The sequence below is a fragment of the Pseudomonas sp. MIL9 genome (genome assembly GCF_016887925.1).
GTDB classification, from domain to species: Bacteria; Pseudomonadota; Gammaproteobacteria; order Pseudomonadales; family Pseudomonadaceae; genus Aquipseudomonas; species Aquipseudomonas mohnii.
Window position 1 is genome coordinate 301,885 of record NZ_JAFEHE010000001.1, and the last position, 23,073, is coordinate 324,957.

21 protein-coding genes and 2 riboswitches are annotated in these 23,073 nt (G+C 62.0%); of the genes, 15 read left to right on the top strand and 6 right to left on the bottom strand.

The annotated features are described in order from the left end of the window. Positions 1 to 210 precede the first annotated feature (210 nt). Positions 211 to 795 (top strand): Fe-S biogenesis protein NfuA, encoded by a 585-nt coding sequence (gene nfuA / locus JQF37_RS01400; RefSeq protein WP_007959519.1) that lies wholly within the window; start codon positions 211 to 213, stop codon positions 793 to 795. Between the two features lie 114 nt (positions 796 to 909). Here the strand turns inward: nfuA and cobM are convergent, their stop codons facing one another. From cobM to JQF37_RS01420, 4 genes are all read right to left on the bottom strand, one after another. Beyond that, the gene (cobM, locus tag JQF37_RS01405) at positions 910 to 1,656 is read right to left on the bottom strand and encodes a precorrin-4 C(11)-methyltransferase (RefSeq protein ID WP_130204064.1); all 747 of its coding nucleotides are present in this window, start codon (positions 1,654 to 1,656) and stop codon (positions 910 to 912) included. 83 nt (positions 1,657 to 1,739) lie between these two features. Next, positions 1,740 to 2,153: a cobalamin biosynthesis protein gene (locus tag JQF37_RS01410; RefSeq protein WP_130204063.1), complete on the bottom strand. Its 414-nt coding sequence runs from the start codon at positions 2,151 to 2,153 to the stop codon at positions 1,740 to 1,742. After that, positions 2,150 to 2,854, bottom strand: coding sequence for a CbtA family protein (locus JQF37_RS01415; RefSeq protein WP_130204062.1), 705 nt, complete (start codon positions 2,852 to 2,854; stop codon positions 2,150 to 2,152). Before JQF37_RS01415 ends, JQF37_RS01410 begins: the two co-directional genes overlap by 4 nt. A gap of 11 nt (positions 2,855 to 2,865) precedes the next feature. Beyond that, positions 2,866 to 3,060: a CbtB-domain containing protein gene (locus JQF37_RS01420; protein ID WP_047529763.1), complete on the bottom strand. Its 195-nt coding sequence runs from the start codon at positions 3,058 to 3,060 to the stop codon at positions 2,866 to 2,868. A gap of 119 nt (positions 3,061 to 3,179) precedes the next feature. Beyond that, positions 3,180 to 3,406, bottom strand: a riboswitch (cobalamin riboswitch). Between the two features lie 204 nt (positions 3,407 to 3,610). Continuing rightward, positions 3,611 to 3,823: riboswitch (cobalamin riboswitch) on the top strand. Positions 3,824 to 3,920: 97 nt separating this feature from the next. Here JQF37_RS01420 and cobW point away from each other — a divergent pair. The 4 genes from cobW to JQF37_RS01440 all read left to right on the top strand — a co-directional run bounded on the left by cobW (position 3,921) and on the right by JQF37_RS01440 (position 10,562). Then, positions 3,921 to 4,988 carry a cobalamin biosynthesis protein CobW gene (gene cobW, locus JQF37_RS01425; protein WP_130204061.1) on the top strand — a complete coding sequence of 356 codons (1,068 nt, stop codon included), beginning with the start codon at positions 3,921 to 3,923 and terminating at the stop codon, positions 4,986 to 4,988. Positions 4,989 to 4,991: 3 nt separating this feature from the next. Further along, a complete protein-coding gene (gene cobN, locus JQF37_RS01430) occupies positions 4,992 to 8,834 on the top strand; it encodes a cobaltochelatase subunit CobN (RefSeq protein ID WP_130204060.1) in 3,843 nt (1,280 codons plus the stop codon). Between the two features lie 64 nt (positions 8,835 to 8,898). After that, on the top strand, positions 8,899 to 9,897 hold the full coding sequence (locus JQF37_RS01435) for an AAA family ATPase (protein WP_130204059.1): 999 nt from the start codon (positions 8,899 to 8,901) through the stop codon (positions 9,895 to 9,897). A 2-nt stretch (positions 9,898 to 9,899) separates the two neighbouring features. Continuing rightward, a complete protein-coding gene (locus JQF37_RS01440; RefSeq protein WP_130204058.1) occupies positions 9,900 to 10,562 on the top strand; it encodes a VWA domain-containing protein in 663 nt (220 codons plus the stop codon). Positions 10,563 to 10,657: 95 nt separating this feature from the next. Here JQF37_RS01440 and JQF37_RS01445 read toward each other — a convergent pair whose 3' ends face one another. Further along, the gene (locus JQF37_RS01445) at positions 10,658 to 12,202 is read right to left on the bottom strand and encodes an MFS transporter (protein ID WP_130204057.1); all 1,545 of its coding nucleotides are present in this window, start codon (positions 12,200 to 12,202) and stop codon (positions 10,658 to 10,660) included. Between the two features lie 103 nt (positions 12,203 to 12,305). Here JQF37_RS01445 and JQF37_RS01450 point away from each other — a divergent pair, with 103 nt between their 5' ends. Both JQF37_RS01450 and JQF37_RS01455 read left to right on the top strand, forming a co-directional pair. After that, positions 12,306 to 13,202 (top strand): LysR family transcriptional regulator, encoded by an 897-nt coding sequence (locus JQF37_RS01450; protein WP_130204056.1) that lies wholly within the window; start codon positions 12,306 to 12,308, stop codon positions 13,200 to 13,202. Between the two features lie 255 nt (positions 13,203 to 13,457). Continuing rightward, entirely contained in the window at positions 13,458 to 15,017 is a 1,560-nt protein-coding gene (locus JQF37_RS01455) for a TerC family protein (RefSeq protein ID WP_130204055.1), read from the top strand. Positions 15,018 to 15,239: 222 nt separating this feature from the next. Here the strand turns inward: JQF37_RS01455 and JQF37_RS01460 are convergent, their stop codons facing one another. Continuing rightward, complete coding sequence (locus tag JQF37_RS01460) at positions 15,240 to 15,968, bottom strand: hypothetical protein (RefSeq protein ID WP_223272617.1); 729 nt, start codon at positions 15,966 to 15,968, stop codon at positions 15,240 to 15,242. Positions 15,969 to 16,372: 404 nt separating this feature from the next. On the opposite strand from JQF37_RS01460, the gene JQF37_RS01465 reads away from it, so the two are divergent. The 8 genes from JQF37_RS01465 (at position 16,373) to JQF37_RS01500 (ending at position 23,050) form a co-directional block, all read left to right on the top strand. Further along, positions 16,373 to 17,221: a transporter substrate-binding domain-containing protein gene (locus JQF37_RS01465; protein WP_130204054.1), complete on the top strand. Its 849-nt coding sequence runs from the start codon at positions 16,373 to 16,375 to the stop codon at positions 17,219 to 17,221. Positions 17,222 to 17,272: 51 nt separating this feature from the next. Continuing rightward, a complete protein-coding gene (locus JQF37_RS01470) occupies positions 17,273 to 17,935 on the top strand; it encodes an amino acid ABC transporter permease (protein WP_047529744.1) in 663 nt (220 codons plus the stop codon). An 8-nt stretch (positions 17,936 to 17,943) separates the two neighbouring features. Beyond that, complete coding sequence (locus tag JQF37_RS01475; RefSeq protein ID WP_047529742.1) at positions 17,944 to 18,606, top strand: amino acid ABC transporter permease; 663 nt, start codon at positions 17,944 to 17,946, stop codon at positions 18,604 to 18,606. Beyond that, on the top strand, positions 18,603 to 19,400 hold the full coding sequence (locus JQF37_RS01480) for an amino acid ABC transporter ATP-binding protein (protein ID WP_204149440.1): 798 nt from the start codon (positions 18,603 to 18,605) through the stop codon (positions 19,398 to 19,400). The genes JQF37_RS01475 and JQF37_RS01480 overlap by 4 nt, the downstream gene beginning before the upstream one ends. A 30-nt stretch (positions 19,401 to 19,430) precedes the next feature. Next, complete coding sequence (locus JQF37_RS01485; protein ID WP_047529738.1) at positions 19,431 to 19,820, top strand: RidA family protein; 390 nt, start codon at positions 19,431 to 19,433, stop codon at positions 19,818 to 19,820. Between the two features lie 144 nt (positions 19,821 to 19,964). Next, positions 19,965 to 20,729, top strand: a complete 765-nt coding sequence (locus tag JQF37_RS01490; RefSeq protein WP_130204052.1) for an IclR family transcriptional regulator — start codon at positions 19,965 to 19,967, stop codon at positions 20,727 to 20,729. A gap of 39 nt (positions 20,730 to 20,768) precedes the next feature. Then, on the top strand, positions 20,769 to 21,986 hold the full coding sequence (locus JQF37_RS01495; protein WP_130204051.1) for an amino acid deaminase: 1,218 nt from the start codon (positions 20,769 to 20,771) through the stop codon (positions 21,984 to 21,986). Positions 21,987 to 22,114: 128 nt separating this feature from the next. Then, positions 22,115 to 23,050, top strand: a complete 936-nt coding sequence (locus JQF37_RS01500; protein WP_130204050.1) for a sugar kinase — start codon at positions 22,115 to 22,117, stop codon at positions 23,048 to 23,050. Positions 23,051 to 23,073 lie beyond the last annotated feature (23 nt).

Consider the following 23,073-nt stretch of genomic DNA (forward strand, 5'->3'; position numbering starts at 1 on the left):
CCTGATGTCCCGGTCTGCGTAGCGACCATCGGATCAGGATCGTGGGAAAGCCGCGATTGGGTGGTCAATTGCAGCTATCGGTGGTTTAAAGTCGGGATTGACGGCGAATGGCCGGGTAAGGCTGCTCCTGTTCTTTCCTGACAAAAATACTGGGACTTTGTCCGGCGCGATGATTGGCGTAAACTGCGCCCAAGCCTGCGAGGAGTTTCCATGACCGCTATAACCATCACCGACGCCGCCCACGACTATCTGGCTGATCTGCTCTCCAAGCAGAACACCCCGGGCATTGGCATCCGCGTCTTTATCACCCAGCCTGGCACCCAGTACGCCGAAACCTGCATTGCCTACTGCAAGCCGGGCGAAGAAAAACCCGAAGACACGGCGCTGGGGCTTAAAAGCTTCACCGCTTACATCGATTCGTTCAGCGAAGCTTTTCTGGACGACGCGGTTGTCGACTACGCCACCGACCGCATGGGCGGCCAGCTGACCATCAAGGCGCCAAACGCCAAAGTCCCGATGGTCAACGCCGACAGCCCGATCAACGAGCGTATCAACTATTACCTGCAAACCGAAATCAACCCTGGGCTCGCCAGCCATGGTGGTCAGGTCAGCCTGATCGACGTGGTTGAAGACGGCATCGCCGTTCTCCAGTTCGGCGGTGGTTGCCAGGGCTGCGGCCAGGCAGACGTGACCCTGAAGGAAGGCATCGAGCGCACCTTGCTCGAGCGCATCCCCGAGCTCAAGGGTGTTCGTGATGTGACTGACCACACGCAGAAAGAAAACGCCTACTACTAAGGCGTTCGCTGCGAAATTAAAAAACGGCGCCCGTGAGCGCCGTTTTTTATGGGTGTTCGATAACCTTTGTCGATCCGACAAGCCCCCTCGCCACAGGATTCAGTAGGGTTGGGTTCAAGGGCGATAGAGATGCGCATGCCCTGCGCGATACAGCGACGACTCGCTGAAATGGTCACTGCCCAGCACCCGTCCCACCAGAATCAATGCCGTGCGCCGAAAACCCTTGGCCTGAACCTTCCCGGCAATGTCTTCCAGCGTCCCCACCACCCAATCCTGATCCGGCCAGGTCGCCCGGTGAACCACCGCGATCGGACAGTCCGCGCCGTAATGCGGCAGCAATTCGGCCAGGATTTTTTCCAGATGATTGACCCCCAGATGAATCGCCATGGTCGCTCCATGCTGCGCCAGGCTGCCCAATTCCTCGCCGGCCGGCATCACGGTTTTGTCGGCGTATCGGGTCAGGATCACGCTCTGTGAGACATCGGGCAGGGTCAGTTCCGCACCCAAAAGCGCTGCGCAGGCGGCCGTAGCGGTGACCCCGGGAATGATTTCAAAGGCAATGCCGAGTTCGCGCAGGTAGCGAATCTGCTCGCCGATGGCGCCATACAGGCTCGGGTCGCCGGAATGCACGCGAGCCACGTCCTGGCCCTTGGCGTCGGCGATCTTGATCAGGTCGATAATCTGTTCCAGATGCAGTTCGGCGCTGTTGACCACCTGCTCGGCACAATGCCCTTGCAGTACTGCGGCGGGCACCAGCGAACCGGCATAGATGATCACCGGGCAGCTGCGAATCAGCCGCTGGCCTTTGACGGTGATCAGCTCGGGGTCGCCAGGACCTGCGCCTATGAAGTAGACGGTCATCGTCGATTCCTGTGGGAAAAAAGGGCTGGGCAAGGCACCAGATGAAGATTGCTCATGATCGAAAGCGCGGATTATCGAGGATTTTACGTCGAGCAGGCCAATGCGAAGGTGGCCTGGGCATATTTTTGTCGCTTGATCAGCAGCTTGGCCGGCGAATGGGTCAGCTGTTCGGTCAGGGCCAGGGCGGCACTTTCCGCTATGCCGTAGCAGCCGGTTCGCTCGAAGGCGATCTGCGAATGATGGCTGAGTTGTGGCTCATAGCCGGCCAACTGTTCGCTGCTGAAGTACGTCAGTGGCAGCGCGAGTTGCTCGGCCAGTTCGACAAGGGCCGGTTCATCTCGCTTCAAATCGATACTGGCCAGGGCCTTGATCTGATGCAGTTCGATCTGGTGCGCTTGCAACGCCTGATCGAGCAACGCCCGTAACGTGCTGACGGGGCAGCCCCGTTGGCAGCCCAGGCCGACCACCAGGGTCGGCGCTGTGCCGGTATCGGTCATGCGTGGTATTGGCCATCGCGTTTGCGGCGGAACAGCCAGGCGCTGATCAGGCCCAGGGCCAGCCAGAACGCGACATTGGTCAGCTGCGAAGCGATTTTGAATTGGGTTTCCAGTGCTTGCGGTGCCAGCATCGAGTGCACGTCCGGCTGCGGCGCGCCAATCACATGAGGGACGGCAATGATGGCTGCACCGAGGACTTTCATCAGCCAGTGACGGCTGAACGCGATCAGCGCGATGCCGACTGCGGTTGAAGCGGCGGTGCCAATCCACCAGGTCTGCCGTTGCGCCAGGTCGGCAGCGGCGGTGCCTGGCAGTTCCGGCGGCAGGCCAAGGGTCGGCGCGAGCACGAAGGTCGCGTAACCGGCCAGGCCCCAGAGCAATCCCTGAGAGGTTTTGGTCGGCGCGCGCAAGGTGTACAGGCCGGCGAGCATCAGGGCGAAACCGACAGCCACCACCAGATTGCCGCCGGTGGTCGACAACACGCGCTGCCAGCCGTTTTCCGGCTCCCAGGCTTCGGCATCATGGGTGTGGGCGGCGACGCCTGGGGCGTGTTCGTGGACTTCAACAGCAGCGGGTTCGGATTTTTCGTAGGTTTCGGCCTGCAAAATCAGCGGAGCGACCCAGAAGCTTTGCAGCAGGGTCAGCAGCAGGGCGGCCAGCAGCCCCGTGAATCCAGCGGTTTGCGCGATACGCTTGATCATGTCGACAGGTCTCAATGGCACGGGAAGGCAGCGCTGTGACGGGTATCGTGAGCGGCGTTGTGAACGGCTTCGATGTGCGAGAAACCGGCGAAATACACCAGGCACGCGCCGAGGATCGACGCACACACGGCGGCGGTCAGGCGTTGAGTCAGGGTTGTGGTGCTGCTGGTGGTGGTACTGTGGCCGGTGCTGCTGATGATCGACATGGCGCATCCCTCAGTTCTGTCAGCGGGGAATGGGAGCGCATGCAAATCCCTGCACGAGCGAGCGCGCAGAGGTTCGAACAGCGCCCGCCCACCGCGGGTTTGTCATTCAGTGATAGTTAGGTTCACTTTGTGTTGCGGGCCGGTCTCCGGGCTCACGAGGGGTGCGGGCTATCGCCTGAACCTGCAAGCATCACCTTCCCATGCCGCACTGGCACAGTGGATCTGACGCTTCGCTCGCTTACCGTTGCGGGGGCAGCACCGGACTGACATGGCTTTAGAGTAAAGCACATGATTCACCGGTTTCCCGTTTCACCCTGTGAAGGGCACCCGTAACAAGGCGTGTAGGAGAGCATGGGCAGAGGTGGGGCGTCAATTGGCAAGTGTTCTCAACTCGGGACCGCATTGCTTCAATCGCGAACAGGCTCGCTCTCGCATTTGACCGCATTTTTCTCGGAAAACCCGACCCCGGTGGGAGCGAGCCTGCTCACGATGACGGCGTTGCAGGCGCTGTAGAACTCAGCATGAACATTGACCCGCCCCAATACGATGCGTAGCCTTGCGCTTTCGAGGTTCTTCGGTGTTTGCCGAAGCTAAGAAGGGAACGCGGTCGATGCCGCGGCTGCCCCCGCAACTGTGAACGGTGATGTTCGCTGCCACGCCACTGCATGCTCAGGTCCTGAGCCCGCGGGAAGGCGCAGCCAACGCCAGTCAAGCGACTGGCACGCCGTCAGCCAGGAGACCTGCCTCGAACAGATTCTCACTACAACCGGGCGGGGTGATCCGGTGGCGAACGCTTCCGGCGCGCACAGGCGTTGCCGGTTCTCGTCCCGTATGCCCGCCACCTTGCCAAAGGGCATCCGATGAAAACACTGGCCAAACTCCCCGTCACCATCGTTACCGGCTTCCTCGGCTCGGGCAAAACCACCTTGCTGCGGCACATGCTCGACAACGCCCAAGGGCGTCGCATCGCGGTGATCGTCAACGAGTTCGGCGAACTGGGCATCGACGGTGAAATCCTCAAGCAGTGCTCCATCGGCTGTACCGAAGAAGAAGCCAATGGCCGCGTCTACGAACTGGCCAACGGCTGCCTGTGCTGCACCGTTCAGGAAGAGTTCTTCCCGGTGATGCGCGAACTGGTCGCCCGTCGCGGCGATCTCGACCACATCCTCATCGAAACCTCGGGCCTGGCCCTGCCAAAGCCGCTGGTCCAGGCCTTCCAGTGGCCGGAAATCCGCAGCGCCTGCACCGTTGACGCGGTGATCACCGTGGTCGATAGCCCGGCCGTGGCCGCCGGCACCTTCGCTGCGTTCCCGGATCAGGTGGACGCCCAGCGCAAACTCGATCCGAACCTGGACCACGAATCGCCGCTGCACGAGCTGTTCGCCGATCAGTTGTCCAGTGCCGACCTGGTGATCCTCAACAAGGCTGACCTGATCAGCCCGGAAGACCTGGCCCGCGTACGCCTGGAAGTCGCAGAAGAGCTACCGCCTGCGGTGAAGGTCATCGAAGCCTGCAGCGGTCGCCTGCCACTGGACGTGCTGATCGGCCTGGGTGCCGGTTCCGAAGAACACATCGACAGCCGCCACAGCCATCACGATCATCACCACGACGATGACGAGCATGACGACCACGATCACGACGCTTTTGACTCTATCTCCATCGAGCTGCCGGTCTCTGACGAGAGCTTGCTGATGGACGCGCTGACGCAACTGGTGATCGAGCACAGCATCCTGCGGGTCAAGGGCTTCGCGGCGATTCCGAACAAACCGATGCGCCTGCTGATCCAGGGCGTGGGCACTCGTTTCGACAAGCACTTCGACCGCCAGTGGGGTGGCGAAGAAGAACGCACCACGCGTCTGGTGTTGATCGGCCAGGCGCTGGACGCCGCGCTGCTCGAAACCCAATTGCGCGCCGCGCTCAGCGTATAAGCCATGCACCTGCTCAGGACCCAGCCCGGCGGTTTCGTGTCGGACGACAACATTGCCGACCTTGGACAAACCCCCGCCGAGCTGGTGATCCTGTGCAGCGGCGACTCCAGCCTGGCGCTGCTCGCCGAAGCGGCGCAGCAGTTGCCCGACGATTACCCGAGCGTGCGCCTGGCCAACCCGATGCAGGTACAGAATCACGCATCGGTTGATCTGTACGTCGACGAAGTGCTGCGCCACGCCAAGGTCATTCTGATCTCGCTGCACGGCGGCATCGCCTATTGGCGTTATGGCGTGGAGCGGCTGGTGGAGCTTTCGCAACGTGGGGTGCAGCTGATTCTGGTGCCGGGTGACGATCGTCCTGATCCGGAACTCAGCGACCTCAGCACCGTGGCCCCGCAGGACCGCGAGCGGCTCTGGCACTTCCTGCGCCAGGGCGGCATGGGCAATGCGCTGGACCTGTTTCGCTGCCTGGCCAATCGCTGGCTGGGTCGTGACTACGCTTGGTCCGAGCCGCAAGTCTTGCCGCGCACCGCGATCTACCACCCGCACAAAAGCCCCGCGCAACTGAGTGATTGGCGAGCCGAATGGCGGGCCGATCAACCCGTGGCGGCAGTGCTGTTCTACCGCTCGCACTTGCAGGCGGCGAACACCGCTTTCATCGATGTCTTCTGTCAGCGTTTGCAGGCTGCGGGGTTGAATCCGTTGCCCATCGCCCTGGCCAGTTTGAAAGAGCCCGGCTGCCTGTCGGTGGTCGAGGATTGGCTGGATGAGGTTGAGGCCGGGGTGATTCTCAACACCACAGGCTTCGCCCAATCGAGCCCTGAAGCTCCGCATTTGCGTCCGTTTCGCCGCAATATCCCGGTGATTCAGGCAATTTGCGCCCAGGATAACGAGCCGGGATGGCGCGCCAGCGAACAAGGGCTCGGCCCGCGCGATCTGGCGATGCATATCGCCCTGCCGGAACTGGACGGGCGGATCATCAGCCGGCCGATCAGCTTCAAGGATCTGGCCTGGCGCAGTGAGCGCAGTCAGTCCGACGTGGTCTGCTACCGCGCGCAACCGGAACGCATGGACTTTGTCGCCGAACTGGCGCGGCGCTGGATTGATCTGGCGCGGCTGCCGAATGCCGAAAAACGCGTCGCGCTGATCCTCGCCAATTACCCGACTCGCGATGGGCGTATCGGCAATGGCGTCGGCCTTGATACGCCGGCGGCGGCACTGAATATCCTCCGTGCACTGCAGGCCGAAGGTTTTCCATTGCCGGCGCAGTTGCCGGACAGCGGCACCGCGTTGATCCAGCAACTGCTTGGCGGCGTCAGCAACGATCTCGATACCCTCGACCAACGCCCGTGTCAGCAAAGCCTGGCCATGGACGATTACCTGCAGATGTTCAACGCGCTGCCCGAAGCCAACCGCCGGGCAGTGCTACAACGCTGGGGTGCACCCGAGAGCGATCCGATGTGCCGCGCCGGACGGATGATGATTGCCGGGTTACGTTTCGGCCTGACCTTCGTCGGCATTCAACCGGCGCGGGGTTATCAGGTGGACCCGAGCGCGGTGTATCACGACCCGGACCTGGTGCCGCCCCACGGCTATCTGGCGTTTTACTTCTGGCTGCGCAACACCTACGGCGCCCACGGCGTGATCCACGTCGGCAAGCATGGCAACCTCGAATGGCTGCCGGGCAAGGGTGTCGGGCTCTCTGAACATTGCTGGCCGGACGCGCTGCTCGGGCCGTTGCCGAATATCTATCCGTTCATCGTCAACGATCCGGGCGAGGGCGCCCAGGCCAAGCGGCGAACCCAAGCGGTGATCATCGATCACTTGATGCCGCCGTTGACCCGCGCCGAAACCTACGGCCCGTTGCGCAATCTCGAACTGTTGGCGGATGAGTACTACGAAGCGCAACTGCTCGATCCACGGCGTGCCCGCGAGTTGCAGCGCGACATCCTGCAACTGGTGCGCGACACGCACATCGACCGCGAACTGCAACTGGACGAACAACTCGACAGCGATGCCGACGCGGCAATCTGGTTGCCGCGCCTGGACACCTACCTGTGCGATTTGAAAGAGTCGCAGATCCGCGATGGCCTGCACGTGTTCGGCGAGTCACCGACCGGGCGCCTGCGCATCGACACCTTGCTCGCGCTGCTGCGCATTCCACGGGGCGATGGGCGTGGTGCGCAATCGAGTTTGTTGCGAGCGCTGGCGAAAGCCTTTGAGCTGGGCTTCGATCCGCTCGATTGTGCACTGGCCGAGCCGTGGAACGGGCCGCGTCCGCATGCGCTGTTGTCGATCAGCGATGAACCCTGGCGCATTACCGGCGACACCCGCGAACGCCTGGAACTGTTTGCCACACAACTGATCTCGCAGGCGCTGGATGCCCCCTGTGGGAGCGAGCCTGCTCGCGATGGTTTATCAGCCACATTGACGCCAACTGACACACCATCGCGAGCAGGCTCGCTCCTACAGGAGGCCGGCTGGACTGAGGTGCAAGCCATCCTCGACAACCTGCGCGAAGTGGTCGCGCCACGCCTGGACGCCTGTGGCCCCGCCGAAATGCGCGGCCTGCTCGATGCCCTGAGCGGGCGCTTCGTCCCGGCCGGCCCCAGCGGCGCACCGAGTCGCGGGCGCCTGGATGTGCTGCCGACCGGGCGCAATTTCTATTCAGTGGACGTGCGCAACCTGCCGACCACCACGGCATGGCGCATCGGTTTCCAGTCCGCCAACCTGATCCTTGAGCGTCACCTGCAAGACCATGGCGATCACTTGCGTCAGCTCGGTCTGTCGGTGTGGGGCACCGCGACCATGCGCACCGGCGGCGACGACATCGCCCAGGCCATGGCGCTGATGGGCGTGCGTCCGGTGTGGGCGACCGGCAGTCAGCGGGTCGACGATTTTGAAATCCTGCCGCTGAGTTTGCTCGACCGCCCGCGGGTCGACGTGACGTTGCGCGTCTCGGGTTTCTTCCGCGATGCCTTTGCCAATCTGATCCGCCTGTTCGACGCCGCCGTGCAAGCAGTTGCCGCACTGGACGAGCCGGACGACCTCAACCCGCTGGCGGCCAAGGTTCGCGCCGAACGTGAAGCGTTGCTGCAATCGGGACTGGATGAAGACGCGGCCAGACGTCAGGCCGGTTGGCGCATCTTCGGTGCCAAGCCCGGCGCGTATGGCGCGGGCGTGCAGGGTGCCATTGACGGTCGCCTGTGGCAGAGCCGCGAGGATCTGGCCGAGGTCTATCTGAACTGGGGCGGCTACGCCTACGGCGGCTCCGACGAAGGCACCGCCGCCCGCGAGCAGTTCGCCCAGCGCCTGAGCCAGGTGCAAGCGGTGCTGCAAAACCAGGACAACCGCGAGCACGATCTGCTCGACTCCAATGACTACTACCAGTTCCAGGGTGGCATGCTCGCCGCCGTGGAAAACCTCAGTGGTGCAACGGCGGCCAGTTATCACGGCGACCATAGCCAGCCGGACCTGCCCAGAATCCGCACGCTCAAGGAAGAGCTGAGCCGGGTTATCCGCTCCCGGGCGGCCAATCCGAAGTGGATCGAAGGCGTCAAACGTCACGGCTACAAAGGCGCGTTCGAAATGGCCGCGACTGTCGACAACCTGTTCGCCTTCGATGCCACCACCCAGTTGATCGACGATCACCAATACGCGCTGCTGGCGGATGCCTATTTGCTCGACGCCAATACCCGTGACTTCGTTCGCGAGCACAATCCCCATGCCTTGCGCGATATGACCGAACGCATGCTCGAAGCACAGCAGCGGGGCATGTGGAAAGAACCGGGCGCGTATCGCGAGGCGCTGGAGAATCTGTTGCTGGACATAGAAGAAGACAGTTAAAACACCGCCGACCCTGTGGGAGCGAGGTGTTTGTGAAATCACCGACCATGACCGAGATTGAACAATGACCGACACCCCCCATTTCCCGCTCTCCGCCGTGGTCGGCGCCGACGATTTGAAACTCGCGCTGTGCCTGACCGCCATCGACCCGAAGATCGGCGGTGTGTTGATCGAAGGCCCGCGCGGCATGGCCAAGTCGACCCTGGCCCGTGGCCTGGCGGACCTGCTGGCCAGCGGTCAATTCGTCACCTTGCCTTTGGGCGCCACTGAAGAGCGCCTGGTGGGCACGCTCGATCTCGACGCTGCATTGAGCGAAGGTCGCGCGCAATTTTCCCCGGGGGTGCTGGCCAAGGCCGACGGTGGCGTGCTCTACGTCGATGAAGTGAATCTGCTGCCCGATCACCTCGTCGATCTGCTGCTCGACGTTGCGGCCAGCGGCACCAACCTGGTCGAGCGCGACGGCATCTCCCACCGGCATTCGGCGAAGTTCGTGCTGATCGGCACCATGAACCCGGAGGAGGGTGAGCTGCGCCCGCAACTGCTCGATCGATTTGGCTTGAACGTTGCCCTCGGCGGCCATACCGCGCCGGCCGAGCGCGGGCAAATCATCCGGCGGCGCCTGGACTTCGACACCGATCCGCACGGCTTCTGCGCCGAGTGGGAACGCCGGCAGCAGGCGTTGCGCGAGCGTTGCCAGCAGGCACGCAGCACGTTGGCCAGCATTGCCCTGGACGATAGCGCCTTGGCGCAGATTACCGAGCGTTGTTTTGCCGCCGGGGTCGACGGATTGCGCGCCGATCTGGTCTGGTTGCGGGCGGCGCGGGCCCATGCCGCCTGGCGCGGGGCGCGTGCCATAACCGTCGAAGATATCGATGCGGTCGCCGAATTTGCGTTGCGCCATCGCCGTCGTGAGCAAACGCCACCGGCACCCCCACAGCAACAGTCCCACGCCGGTCAACAGCCAAACGCTGGCGAAGGCCAGGGGCAGTGGGGCGAAATGCCTGCTCAGGCGCTGCCGGTCGGGGCCCGTCGTGAAGTGCCGAGCTGGCCAAAAAAGCCCTAGGCATTCGCCCTCGCTCTGACGCGGGGGCGAATGCCAGACCCCGCGCCGGACGCCTCGACCACGGCAAGCAGGGCAAACGTCATGCCGCGCGCGACGGTTCGATCAACTGGCCCGGTACGTTGTTGAACGGCCGGCCACGTCAGCGCGATGACCTGTTGTTCCACCTGCGCACCCGCTCGCCCCATGAACTGTGGCTGGTGATCGTCGATGCGTCGGCATCCACGCGTCGCCACCAGGCCTTGAGTGATGCCAAAGGTTTGCTGGCACAGCTGTTCGACGATGCTTACCGCCAACGCGCGCGCCTGGCCTTGCTGACCGCCAGCGGAACGCAGCCGACGTGGCAGGTGCAGGGGTTGAAGGCGTCCAGCGGTTTGCGCGCCTGGCTCGATGGACTCGGGGCCGGCGGTGGCACGCCGTTGCTGGCGGCGTTGAGTGAAGCGGGGCACTGGCTGAGCGCGCGGCGCAAGCGCTTCCCGGCGGAGCAGCAACGGTTGCTGGTAGTGACCGATGGCCGCTTGAAGGATTGGCCGACGTTGCCCACGCTCGATTGTCCGGGGCTGGTGATCGACATCGAGCGCGGGCCGATTCGCCTCGGGCGCAGCCGGGTCCTGGCGGCGCAGTTGCAGGCTGAGTACCGGCATATCGACGGGTTGCTTCCGCGCTGAGATGTGCGGTGCCCAGGCTTCCCTCATCGGCGGACCGCCCATTCAAAGATGAATTCGGCCGGCTCACCCTTCCTGACAGGCCTGCACGCGGGGTGTCATTCAAGCACCAGGTTCGAGCGCTGCGCTGGAATCGGATTGCGCATCAGCGTGCCCACCACCAGCGCTCCCAATAATCCCGCCAGCCCCGCGACCCAAAGCAGCAGGCTGAACCCCGCCACGAACGCTTGGCGGGCCAGCGGTTCGACCCTCATGCGAGCCGACTCAGGTACCAGGCTCAGTGCTGCACTCATATCACCGGCCACCACCCGCGAGGCGATCCCTTGGGCCTGGCCGAGCAGCGCCGGACCCTGGGTCGACAGGTCCGAGTGCAGCTGTTGTTCGGCGTGGCTGGCGAGCAGCGCACCATACACGCCGATGGCCAGCATCACCGCACTGAAACGCATGGTGGTGCTCATGCCCGAGGCCATGCCGGTGCGCTCGCGCGGCACGCAGGCCATGATGTTTTTCTGCGTATCGCCATTGAGCAATCCGGCGCCGGCACCGGTCACGGCGATCGCCAGGGCGAAGGGCAGGTAGCCGCCGCTGTTGACCGCCCAGGCGCTGAGCAGGTTGCCGCTGCCCACCAGCGTCAGGCCGATGGCCATCATGTTCGCCGGGGTCACACGTCCGGCCAGGCGCGCACCGAGGCGCGGGAAGATCAACATGGGCACGGCAAACGGCAACATGCCGAGCCCGGCGAAGATGGCGCTGAAACCCAGGCCGTTCTGCAGGTAAAACGGCAGCAGGGTCATCATCACTTGGGCGCACGCGGCGTAGGCGAACATGCCGAGCAGGGCGCCGATGAAGCGTGGATGCCTGAACAGTCGCAGGTCGATCATCGGCCGCTGTTGCAGGCGCTCGATCAGCACAAACAAGCCCATTAACAGCGCACCGCCCAACAGGCGGGTGTAGGTGAGGGGGTTGTTCCAGCCGATCCGGCTGGCTTCGATCAGGCCCCAGATCAGGCACAGCAAGCTCGCGCTGAAGGCGAGGCTGCCCCATGGGTCGAGGCGCGCAGCCTGAGCGTCACGGGATTCCGGCACTGCACGCCAGACCATGTACATCAGGAACAGGCCGACGGGCAGGTTGAGGTAGAAAATCCAGCGCCAACCAACGTATTCGGTAATCAACCCGCCCAGGGTCGGCGCCGCAGTCATGGCCACGCCCATGCAGCCCCCCCAGAACGCCCAGGCTTTGGCCCGTTCCACTTCATCGTGGAAGGTGTGGCCGATCGAAGCGAGTGCCGAGGTCAGCAACAACGCGGCGCCGACGCCTTTGATGGCCCGGGCGATGTCGAGAAACAACGCGTTTGGCGCCGCGCCGCAACCGAGGGACGCGAGAATGAAAATGCCCAGGCCCCAGATCAGGGTTTTCTGCCGGCCAAAGCGGTCGGCCAGGCTGCCAGCGGGTAGCAGCAAGGCGGCGAAGGCCAGCATGTAGGCGCTGACCACCCATTCGATGTCTGCGAAATTGGCCCCCAGATCCCGGGCGATGCTGGGCAAGGTAACGGCGACGATGTTGGTGTCGAGCACGATCAGCGAACACACGGCCGACGCGGTAAGTAAGGTCAGTTGCTTGCTGGCCCTGGGTTTGACGGACATGGCATGGGTTCTCTACTGTGAGGTTTCGTGCAGCTTATCGCCGGTATACGGAACCTTTGTTAGGCGTACCTCGTCACTTCATTACCTTTGAGCTAATGCACCGATGGACATCCGTCACTTCCGCTATTTCCTCGCGGTCGCCCGGCACCGCAACTTCACCCGCGCCGCCGAGCAATTGGGGATCGCGCCGCCGACCTTGACCCGGCAAATCCAGGACATGGAAGCCGAACTGGGGGCGCGTCTGTTTTTGCGCCAGGCACGGGACGTCAGCCTGACCGAAGCGGGCGCGGCGCTGGTGATCGAGGCCGAAGCCACGGTGCGGCAATTTGAGTCGGCCCAGCGCAATGCCCAGCGTGCCGGCCGTGGCGACATCGGGCACATCGAACTCGGTTATGTTGCTTCGGCGGTGTATTCGGGGCTGCTGCAAAAGCAGGTGCAGGGTTTTGCCGGCCAATACCCGGATGTCAGCCTCAATGTGCGTGAAAGCCCCATGGCCAGCTTGCCGAACATGATTCTCGAGGGGCGCTTCGACCTGGGCTACATCCGCTGTCCACTGTCCTTGCCCGATGGCATCGAAGGCGTACGCCTGAGCGACGAAGGTCTTGTGCTGGCGTTGCCGGCGGATTCGTGGCTCAACCGCCTGACGGTCATCAATTCGGCGCACTTGCAGAATGAAAACTTTATCCTCCCCGAACAAGTCGTTGGCACCTTGCAGGTGGCCGCTCAGGGCGATTTTGTGCCGAAGCTGGGGGCGCAGCCGGGTGGGCTGGTGGCGGTGATCGCGCTGGTGTCCCTGGGGCAGGGGGTGGCGGTGGTACCGGAGTCGGTGGTCGGCCATGTCAGCTTGCCAAACGTGGTGTATCGGCCAATCAAGGATTGCAGTGCATCGTCGTGGCTGGCGTTGATCCATCGGCGGTTTGAGAAATCACCGGCGGTTCTCCGGTATATCGATTGGATAAGAAAAGCGGGGTCGCTCCAAAAGAGCCTCTACAGATTTTGAAATGATTTTCGGCTGTAGGAATTATCCCGATCAACTGTACGATCCAAGTCCTTTTTTCCATTCAGGACTTGCATGAACACCCTCACGGAGCCCCCCGGTTACCCTTTCCCTTCGCGCCAACGCGCGTTCTTGACGCACGCCAAGCCCCCGTTATTCCGGCACCCAAACGCCCTTGTCCTTGCAGTTTCACGGCCTCTGCGCCGCGCCTTGCCGTGCCCGGCAATCTGAATTCACTGACGAGATCGAGACGTTTATATGGAATGGATAGCTGACCCCACCGCATGGCTGGGCTTGTTGACGCTGATTGTGCTGGAGCTGGTGCTGGGCATCGACAACCTGGTGTTTATCGCGATCCTCGCCGACAAATTGCCGCCTGAGCAGCGCGACCGTGCGCGAATCATTGGTCTGTCCCTGGCGTTGTTGATGCGTCTGGGTCTGCTCGACAGCATTTCCTGGCTGGTGACCCTCACCCAACCGCTGTTCGAGGTGTTCGACAAGAGCTTCTCCGGGCGTGACCTGATCATGCTGTTTGGCGGTGTGTTCCTGTTGTTCAAGGCCACCATGGAGCTGCACGAACGCCTCGAAGGGCATGTCGGCCAGCGCTCGTCCAACACGGCCTACGCCTTGTTCTGGCCGATCGTGGCGCAAATCGTGGTGCTCGATGCCGTGTTCTCCCTCGACGCGGTGATTACCGCAGTGGGCATGGTCGATGAACTGGCGGTGATGATGATCGCGGTGATCATTTCCATCGGCCTGATGATCGTCGCGAGCAAGCCGCTGACCCGTTTCGTCAACGCGCACCCGACGGTAATCATGCTGTGTCTGGGCTTCCTGATGATGATCGGTTTTGCGCTGACCGCCGAGGGGCTGGGCTTCCATATTCCCAAGGGCTACCTGTACGCGGCCATCGGTTTCTCGATCCTGATCGAGGTGTTCAACCAGATTGCTCGGGCTCGCCGCAAGCGTTCGATGCAGGGCCTGCGACCGATGCGTGAACGCACGGCTCACGCGGTGATGCGTTTGCTGGGCGGTCGCAAACTGGCCGTGGAGGAGGTCGGTGAAGACATTGCCGACCTGTTGGACAACGGCGAAGCACCGACTGAAGAACTGTTCGACCGTCGCGAGCGGGTGATGATCAGCGGCGTGTTGCAACTGGCTGAACGGCCGATCCGTACCCTGATGACCGTGCGCGCCGACGTCGATCACATCGACCTGGACGAAGATGCCGAGGCCATTCGTACGAAGTTGATGCACTCGTCCTACTCGCGTCTGCCGTTGATTCGTGACGGTGCAGTGGATGAGCCGTTGGGCTTCGTGCACAAAAAGGAATTGCTGAAGGAATACCTGGCCGGCAGCGAGCCTGATCTTGCGCACCTGGCGCGCCAGACCATCAATTTGCTCGACAGCTATTCGATCCTCAATGCCCTGGAACAGATGCGCAAGGCATCGACCCACATCGCTTTTGTGGTCAACGAATTCGGGGATTTCGTCGGTGTACTGACCATGACCGACATTCTGGAATCGATCGCCGGCGAGTTGCCCGATGCGAGTGAGATCGAAGGTCCGGATGTGTTCGAGGACAACGGCGGGTTTGTGGTCAGTGGCGCCTTGAACCTGGCGCGGGTGCGGCAACGCACCGGATTTGCGGCGCAACCGACCGACGACTATCAAACCCTGGCCGGGTTGGTGGTGAGCTTGTTGGATCGCCTGCCGATGATCGGTGACAGCCATGAGTGGCAGGGCTGGCGCATGACCGTCCTCAAGGTCGAAGAGCGGCGGGTGACGCGGGTGTTTCTGGCGCGTGTCGACCGGTGATGTTGCGGCGGGCCCAAAGGGCTCTTCGCCGACAAGTCAGTGCCTGCAGATATGTAGATGTATCTGCAGGCGCTGGCTTGCCAGCGACAGCGATCTCACTGATTGGCAAGTGCTTGAGCCTTTCAAGTGCAATGGGTCTGTATATCACTGGCGTATCAGCGCGGACGCGTTGCCTTGACTGATGTCGCCGCGGCGTTCATCCCGCATCGGTCTGCTGGGGGGTTATTTCTTGCCTGGCAAAACAGTCTGGGTTACCGGGTAGGCGAACGATTCTTCGTTGTTTACCGTTGCATAAACTGTTTGCGCCTCTCCGGGTTTCAGTGGTGCAGGGACATTGGGCAAGTGGCCAATGGCTCTGCCCGGTCTCCAATTAACAAAGTTCAAGCCAACTAAATACGGCAGCAGCGTTGACCCGCCAAACGTATCACCCGATGGAACCGAAAAGAGGGTGGTAATGGACGTTTTTATCGGGAAGAAAATCGCGCCCGGATAAGTTCCGCATAATGGGTAGTTTGGTGTGCCGCGAACGCATTTGGCCGCAGGCTCTTGCCCAACAACCAGCCTGGTAGGCGGTGAACTGATGCCATTTACAAACACCGAGAACGAAATCCCCTTGCCTGGCAGGCTCGAGAGGTTCAACTGAGTCATCGTGAAATCTCCATTGGCAAGCGTGGTTGCCTGTCTCAGGATATCTCCGTCGCTTGTTAACGCCGTTACCATGAACGGTCCCGCCGACCCAACGCCGACGATAGTGCCCGCAATGGATGTATCGCTTTTGGACAGAGGCGTCGTGACACAAACTTCCGCGCCGTTCTGGCCAATGTACTTTGCGTTGACCAGGCTCGCGCATTCTTCGTTCACCGTGGTAACGCTGCTGGTCTGTTCGATGTTGCAACCCGATAAAAAAGTCCCGAGTGCGGCCGTTATAAAAAACATCCTTGGCGTATTCACATTTAATTCCCTGAAGTGACGATGTTTATAAGTGATATGCCGGGCCAGTATTTCTTCAGGGCTTGCGGGGCGTCTACTGTCAGAGTTGACAGGTTGGCAAAGGTTTTTGGCTGCTTGATGTGCCAACTGCTATGCCGCGTGAGTGTCGGTTTTTGTGACAGGCAGTGCTTCCCGCGCACTCAAACGAAGCGCATTTCCCACCACCTGTAGCCAACGGTAGCACCCACTCGTTGAGTCAGCAGGTAACGCCCGTGACGGTGTTCCCGTGCATGCCGTTGATTCAACTGAACTTTCAATTGCACCGGGTTTTCCCTGCGAACCTGTGGCACACTTTCTGCTGTCTATTCCGTTGTTACATACCAAGTTCCGGTATAGCGGAATAACCATCATCTGGAGTGCTTGCCATGCATCGCCGTCCTTCCTTGTTCAAAGCGTGTGTTTTTCTTTTCGCGGCCTCTGCTGCTGCCGTGGGCGTGGCCCAGGCAGCCGACAGCAAGCTCGATAGCGTTCTGGCCCGCGGCAAACTTATCGTGGGCACCGGCAGCACCAATGCGCCGTGGCACTTCCAGGGGGCGGATGGCAAGTTGCAGGGGTTCGATATTGATATCGGGCACATGATCGCCAAGGGCTTGTTCAATGACCCGAACAAGGTCGAGTACGTGGTGCAGTCGTCCGATGCGCGGATTCCCAACCTGCTGACCGACAAGGTCGACATCAGTTGCCAGTTCATCACCGTGACCGCCAGCCGTGCGCAGCAAGTGGCGTTCACCCTGCCGTACTACCGCGAAGGGGTTGGCCTGTTGTTGCCGGCGAACAGCAAGTACAAGGAAATCGATGACATGAAGGCCGCCGGTGACAGTCTCACAGTGGCCGTGCTGCAAAACGTCTATGCCGAAGAGTTGGTGCATCAGGCATTGCCCAAGGCCAAGGTCGATCAGTACGACAGTGTGGACCTGATGTATCAGGCGGTGAACTCGGGCCGTGCCGACGCGGCAGCCACCGACCAGTCCTCGGTGAAATACCTGATGGTGCAAAACCCCGGTCGCTACCGCAGCCCGGCCTACGCCTGGAGCCCGCAGACCTACGCTTGCGCGGTTAAACGCGGCGATCAGGACTGGCTGAACTTCGTCAACACCACGCTGCATGAAGCCATGACCGGCGTTGAGTTCCCAACCTACGCGGCTTCGTTCAAACAATGGTTCGGTGTCGACCTGCCTACCCCTGCCATCGGTTTCCCTGTCGAATTCAAATGATCCCGTGAGAGTGGGGCGCCGAAATGCGCCCCGCTCAAGGTACTGTCAACCATGAACTATCAGTTGAATTTTGCCGCCGTGTGGCGCGATTTCGACACCTTGCTGGCGGGGCTCGGCCTGGGCCTCGAGCTGGCGCTGGTGTCGATCGCCATCGGTTGTGTGATCGGCCTGATGATGGCGTTTGCTTTGCTGTCGAAGCACCGCGCATTGCGGGTGCTGGCATCGGTGTATGTGACGGTGATCCGCAACACGCCGATTCTGGTGTTGATTCTGTTGATCTACTTTGCCTTGCCGAGCCTCGGCATTCGGCTGGACAAGATTCCCTCGTTCATCATCACGCTGTCGCTGTACGCCGGGGCTTATCTGACCGAAGTGTTTCGTGGCGGGTTGCTGAGCATCCCCAAGGGCCAGCGTGAAGCGGGGTTGGCAATCGGCCTGGGCGAGTGGCAGGTCAAGGCTTACGTCACCGTACCGGTGATGTTGCGCAATGTTCTGCCGGCCTTGTCGAACAACTTCATTTCGCTGTTCAAGGACACTTCGCTGGCCGCAGCCATTGCCGTGCCGGAGCTGACCTATTACGCGCGCAAGATCAATGTCGAGAGCTACCGGGTGATCGAAACCTGGCTGGTGACCACGGCGCTCTATGTCGCGGCCTGTTACCTCATTGCCATGCTGCTGCGTTACCTCGAGCAGCGTCTGGCGATCCGCCGATAGGAGGCCCCATGTACGAATCCCCCAGTTGGTTGCATGAGTTGTGGGTCGCCCGGGAAGTGCTGTGGCAAGGCTTTCTGACCAGTGTTCAGGTGTCGGCCCTGGCGATTTTGCTCGGCACCGTGGTCGGCGTATTCGCCGGACTGGTGTTGACCTACGGCAAGTTCTGGATGCGCGCGCCGTTTCGTTTCTACGTGGACGTGATTCGCGGCACCCCGGTGTTTGTGCTGGTGCTGGCCTGCTTCTATATGGCGCCGGCGCTGGGCTGGCAGATCAGCGCGTTTCAGGCGGGTGCGTTGGGCCTGACGCTGTTTTGCGGCTCCCACGTCGCCGAGATCGTGCGCGGTGCGTTGCAGGCATTGCCCCGTGGGCAGATGGAAGCGAGCAAGGCCATCGGCCTGACGTTCTATCAGGCCCTCGGTTACGTGCTATTGCCCCAGGCACTGCGGCAGATCCTGCCGACCTGGGTCAACTCGTCCACCGAGATCGTCAAGGCCTCGACGCTGCTGTCGGTGATTGGCGTGGCCGAATTGCTGCTCAGCACCCAGCAGATCATCGCCCGGACCTTCATGACCCTGGAGTTTTACCTGTTCGCCGGTTTTCTGTTTTTTGTCATCAACTACGGCATCGAATTACTCGGCCGGCACATTGAAAAGCGGGTGGCCCTGCCATGACTCAAGTACAACCCTCCAACGTCCCGAGCGGACAGCCTCTGCTGGACATTCGCGGCCTGCACAAACAATACGGCCCGCTGGAAGTGCTCAAGGGCGTCGACCTGACCCTGCAGCGCGGCAACGTGGTCACGCTGATCGGCTCCAGCGGCTCGGGCAAGACCACGCTGTTGCGCTGCGTGAACATGCTCGAAGAGTTCCAGGGCGGGCAGATCATGCTCGATGGCGAATCCATCGGGTATGACGAGGTCAACGGCAAACGCATCCGCCACCCGGAAAAAGTCATCGCCCGTCATCGCGCCATGACTGGCATGGCGTTCCAGCAATTCAACCTGTTCCCGCACCTCACCGCCTTGCAGAACGTCACCCTGGGTTTGCTCAAGGTGAAAAAACTGGACAAGGACGAGGCCGTGGCGCTGGCGGAAAAATGGCTGGAACGCGTGGGTTTGCTGGAACGTCGCGATCACTATCCTGGCCAGCTGTCCGGCGGTCAGCAGCAGCGCGTGGCGATTGCCCGGGCGATTGCAATGAACCCGAGCCTGATGCTGTTCGACGAAGTGACCTCGGCGCTGGACCCGGAACTGGTCGGCGAAGTGCTGAACGTGATCAAGGGCCTGGCCGAAGACGGCATGACCATGCTGCTGGTGACCCACGAAATGCGCTTCGCTTTCGAAGTCTCGGACAAGATCGTGTTCATGAATCAGGGGCGCATCGAAGAGCAGGGGCCGCCCAAGGAGCTGTTCGAACGGCCGAAATCGCCACGGCTGGCGGAATTCCTCAAGAACACGCGCTTTTAAACATTCGATTTTCAATCAGGAGAAACACTCATGAGCATTACTCGTTACGGCACCGGCAGCACCGCCGCCGGCGGTCAGCCTCGCCCGTTCGCCCGAGCCGTTGAAGCCGATGGCTGGCTGCACGTTTCCGGGCAGGTGCCGGCGGTGGATGGCGAGATCATCACGGGCGGCATCGTCGAACAGACCCACCAGACCATGAAGAATCTGATCGCGATTCTGCAAGAGGCCGGTTATGGCCTGGAAGATGTGGTGCGTGCTGGCGTGTGGCTGGAGGATCCGCGGGATTTCACCAGTTTCAACAAGGTCTTCTCCGAGTACTTCAAACCCGAACACGCCCCGGCCCGGGCCTGCGTGCAGGCGAACATGATGGTCGACTGCAAGGTCGAGATCGACTGCATCGCGTACAAGAAAAAGGCTTGAACCGAGGTGGCTTCATCGCTAGCAGGCTAGCTCCCACAGGGGAACGCATTCCACATGTGGGAGCTAGCCTGCTAGCGATGACGGCCTTACGGTCGCCGCCGCACTCTAGGTAAACTCCCGGCACTTTGTATGGGAATCACTGACATGACCGAAGACACCATCAAACGCCGGGCACGCGGTCTGGACCGGGCGTTCGACATCCTCGATTTCCTCAAGGAGATCGGCCAGCCCCTGCGCCCGAACGAAATCGCCAGTGGCATCGGCAGCCCGAAATCCACGGTCTACGAACTGGTGGCCTCGTTGCTGGAACGACGGATTCTGGAGCCGGTGGGCAAGGACGGTCACGTTTACCTCGGGCGCCAGCTGTACTTCCTCGGGCAGGCGCATCTGCGCCATTTCGACCTGTCCCGTGAGGCCGATCACGCTTTGCAGGAGATCGTCAGCCAGACCCACGAAACCGCGCAGATGTGCCTGCTCAACGGGCGCAAGTACACCGTGGCGCTGATGAAGGAGGGCGAGCGGCATTTCCGCATTTCCTCGGACATCGGCGAAAACGCGCCGATCCCCTGGACCGCGTCCGGGCGCCTGCTGCTGGCGCACCTGAGCGACCAGGCAATCATCGACCTGATCGACCATGACGACTTCATCCTGCCCGATGGCGAGCGCCTGCCGCTGGAGCAGTTTCTCAAGGAAATCCGTCAGGCCGGCATCGATGGCTTTTTCTCCTTCGATAGCGTCGCCGACACCTTTACCCATTGCTTCGCCGCCCCGGTCAAAGACCCCAACGGCGTGGCCATCGCGACCCTGTGCATCGTCGCCCCCCGGGCCGATGCCAAGAAAAATTACAACGACTACCGCCGGGTGCTGATCGACAGCGCCAACAGCCTGGCCCGTCGCATCAACGAATAACAGCGGCTGCCTGCGGCCGCGAATGTGAGGAGTTCGACCATGACTACTGCCGAAAATACTGCTGCCGTGGAAAAGGGTTTTGCCCGGACGGGCGCCAGTCTTGTCCGTGACGTCAGCCTGCCCGCGCTGGTGCTGCATCGCCAGGCGCTGGAACACAACATTCGCTGGATGCAGGATTTCGTCAGCAACAGCGGCGCCGAACTCGCGCCCCACGGCAAGACCAGCATGACCCCGGCGCTGTTTCGCCGGCAGCTCGACGCCGGTGCCTGGGGCATTACCCTGGCCAGCGCCACGCAAACCCGCGCGGCCTATGCCCATGGCGTGCGTCGGGTGTTGATGGCCAACCAACTGGTCGGCACACCGAACATGGCGCTGATCGCCGATCTGCTGGCCGATCCGGCGTTCGACTTCTACTGCATGGTCGATCACCCGGACAACGTTGCCGACCTCGGTGCCTATTTCGCCTCGCGCGGTGTGCGCCTGAACGTGATGATCGAGTACGGCGTGGTCGGCGGGCGTTGCGGCTGCCGCAGCGAACAGGAAGTGATCGACCTGGCGAAAGCCATCGCCGCGCAACCGGCGCTGGCCCTGACCGGGATCGAAGGCTATGAAGGGGTGATTCATGGTGATCACGCCATCAGTGGCATTCGCGCGTTCGCCGGTTCCCTGGTGCGCCTGGCGGTGCAACTGCAGGACAGCGGCGCGTTCGCGATTGCCAAGCCGATCATCACCGCTTCGGGATCGGCCTGGTATGACCTGATCGCCGAGGAGTTCGAAGCACAGAACGCCGCAGGGCGGTTCCTCAGCGTGCTGCGTCCTGGCAGTTATGTCGCGCATGACCATGGCATCTACAAGGAGGCGCAATGTTGCGTGCTCGACCGCCGCAGTGACCTGCACGAAGGGTTGCGCCCGGCGCTGGAAGTCTGGGCGCACGTGCAGTCGTTACCGGAGCCGGGTTTCGCGGTGATTGCCCTGGGCAAGCGTGATGTGGCCTACGACGCCGGTTTGCCGGTGCCGTTGCTGCGTTACAAGGCCGGCGTGCTGCCCGCCAAGGGCGACGACGTGAGTGCCTGCAAGGTGACAGCGGTGATGGACCAGCACGCGTTCATGACCGTGGCGCCGGGCGTCCAGTTGCGGGTGGGCGACATCATTTCGTTCGGCACTTCGCACCCGTGCCTGACGTTCGACAAGTGGCGTACGGGGTGCATGGTGGATGAGCAATTGAACGTCATCGAAACCATGGAAACCTGCTTCTAAGTCCAGGACCGAGTTGCGGCCATCGCGAGCAAGCTCGCTCCCACCATGGACTACCTTCTCCTGTGGGAGCGAGCGTGCTCGCGATGGCGTCCGCCCAGACAACAAAGAGCACCAGAGACCGCACAACCATGAGCACCCTCAACACCCTGGGCCCCCATACCCCGCGCATCGCCCTGATCGGCGAATGCATGATCGAACTGCAGCACCGCGCCGATGGCAGCCTGCAACAGAGCTTCGGTGGCGATACCTTGAACACCGCGGTGTACCTGTCCCGAGAGCTGGGCAGCGCGGGCACGGTGGACTACGTCACGGCCCTGGGCGATGACAGTTTCAGCGATGCCATGTGCCGGAACTGGGCCGAGGAAAACATTGGCCTGGGCAGGGTGCAACGCCTGCCCGGACGTTTGCCGGGGCTGTATTGCATCCAGACCGACGCCGCTGGCGAGCGTCGTTTCCTCTACTGGCGCAATGAAGCAGCGGTGCGCGATTGCTTTACGACGCCGGCCGCCGCGCCGATCCTGGCGGCGCTGCCGGACTATGACGTGCTGTATTTCAGCGGCATTACCCTGGCGGTACTGGGCGTGAAGGGCCGGGAAAAGTTGCTGGAAACCCTGATCGAGGCCCGCCAGCGCGATGCGCGAATCGTCTTCGACAATAACTACCGGCCACGGCTGTGGGCCTCGGTCGAGGAGGCGCGGGCGGCCTACCGCAGCGTGCTGCCTTATGTCGACCTGGCGTTGTTGACCGTCGATGACGAACAGGCGCTGTTCCATTTCTCCGATTGCGCGGCGGTGTTTGGCGCGTACGAGCAGATCGGCACGCCCGAAGTGGTGCTCAAGCGTGGCGCCGAGGCGTGCCTGATTCGGTGTGAGGGTGAGTCGTTCGAAGTGCCGGCCCAGAAAGTCGAGCGTGTGGTGGACACCACGGCGGCGGGGGATTCGTTCAGTGCGGCGTACCTGGCTGCGCGGCTCAAGGGTGCAAGCCCGGTCGAAGCGGCGGAGGCGGGGCACCGGCTGGCGAGTCGGGTGATTCAGGTGCCGGGGGCGCTCATTCCCAGAGCTTGAAAGGCACGTCCTGTGGTGAGGGC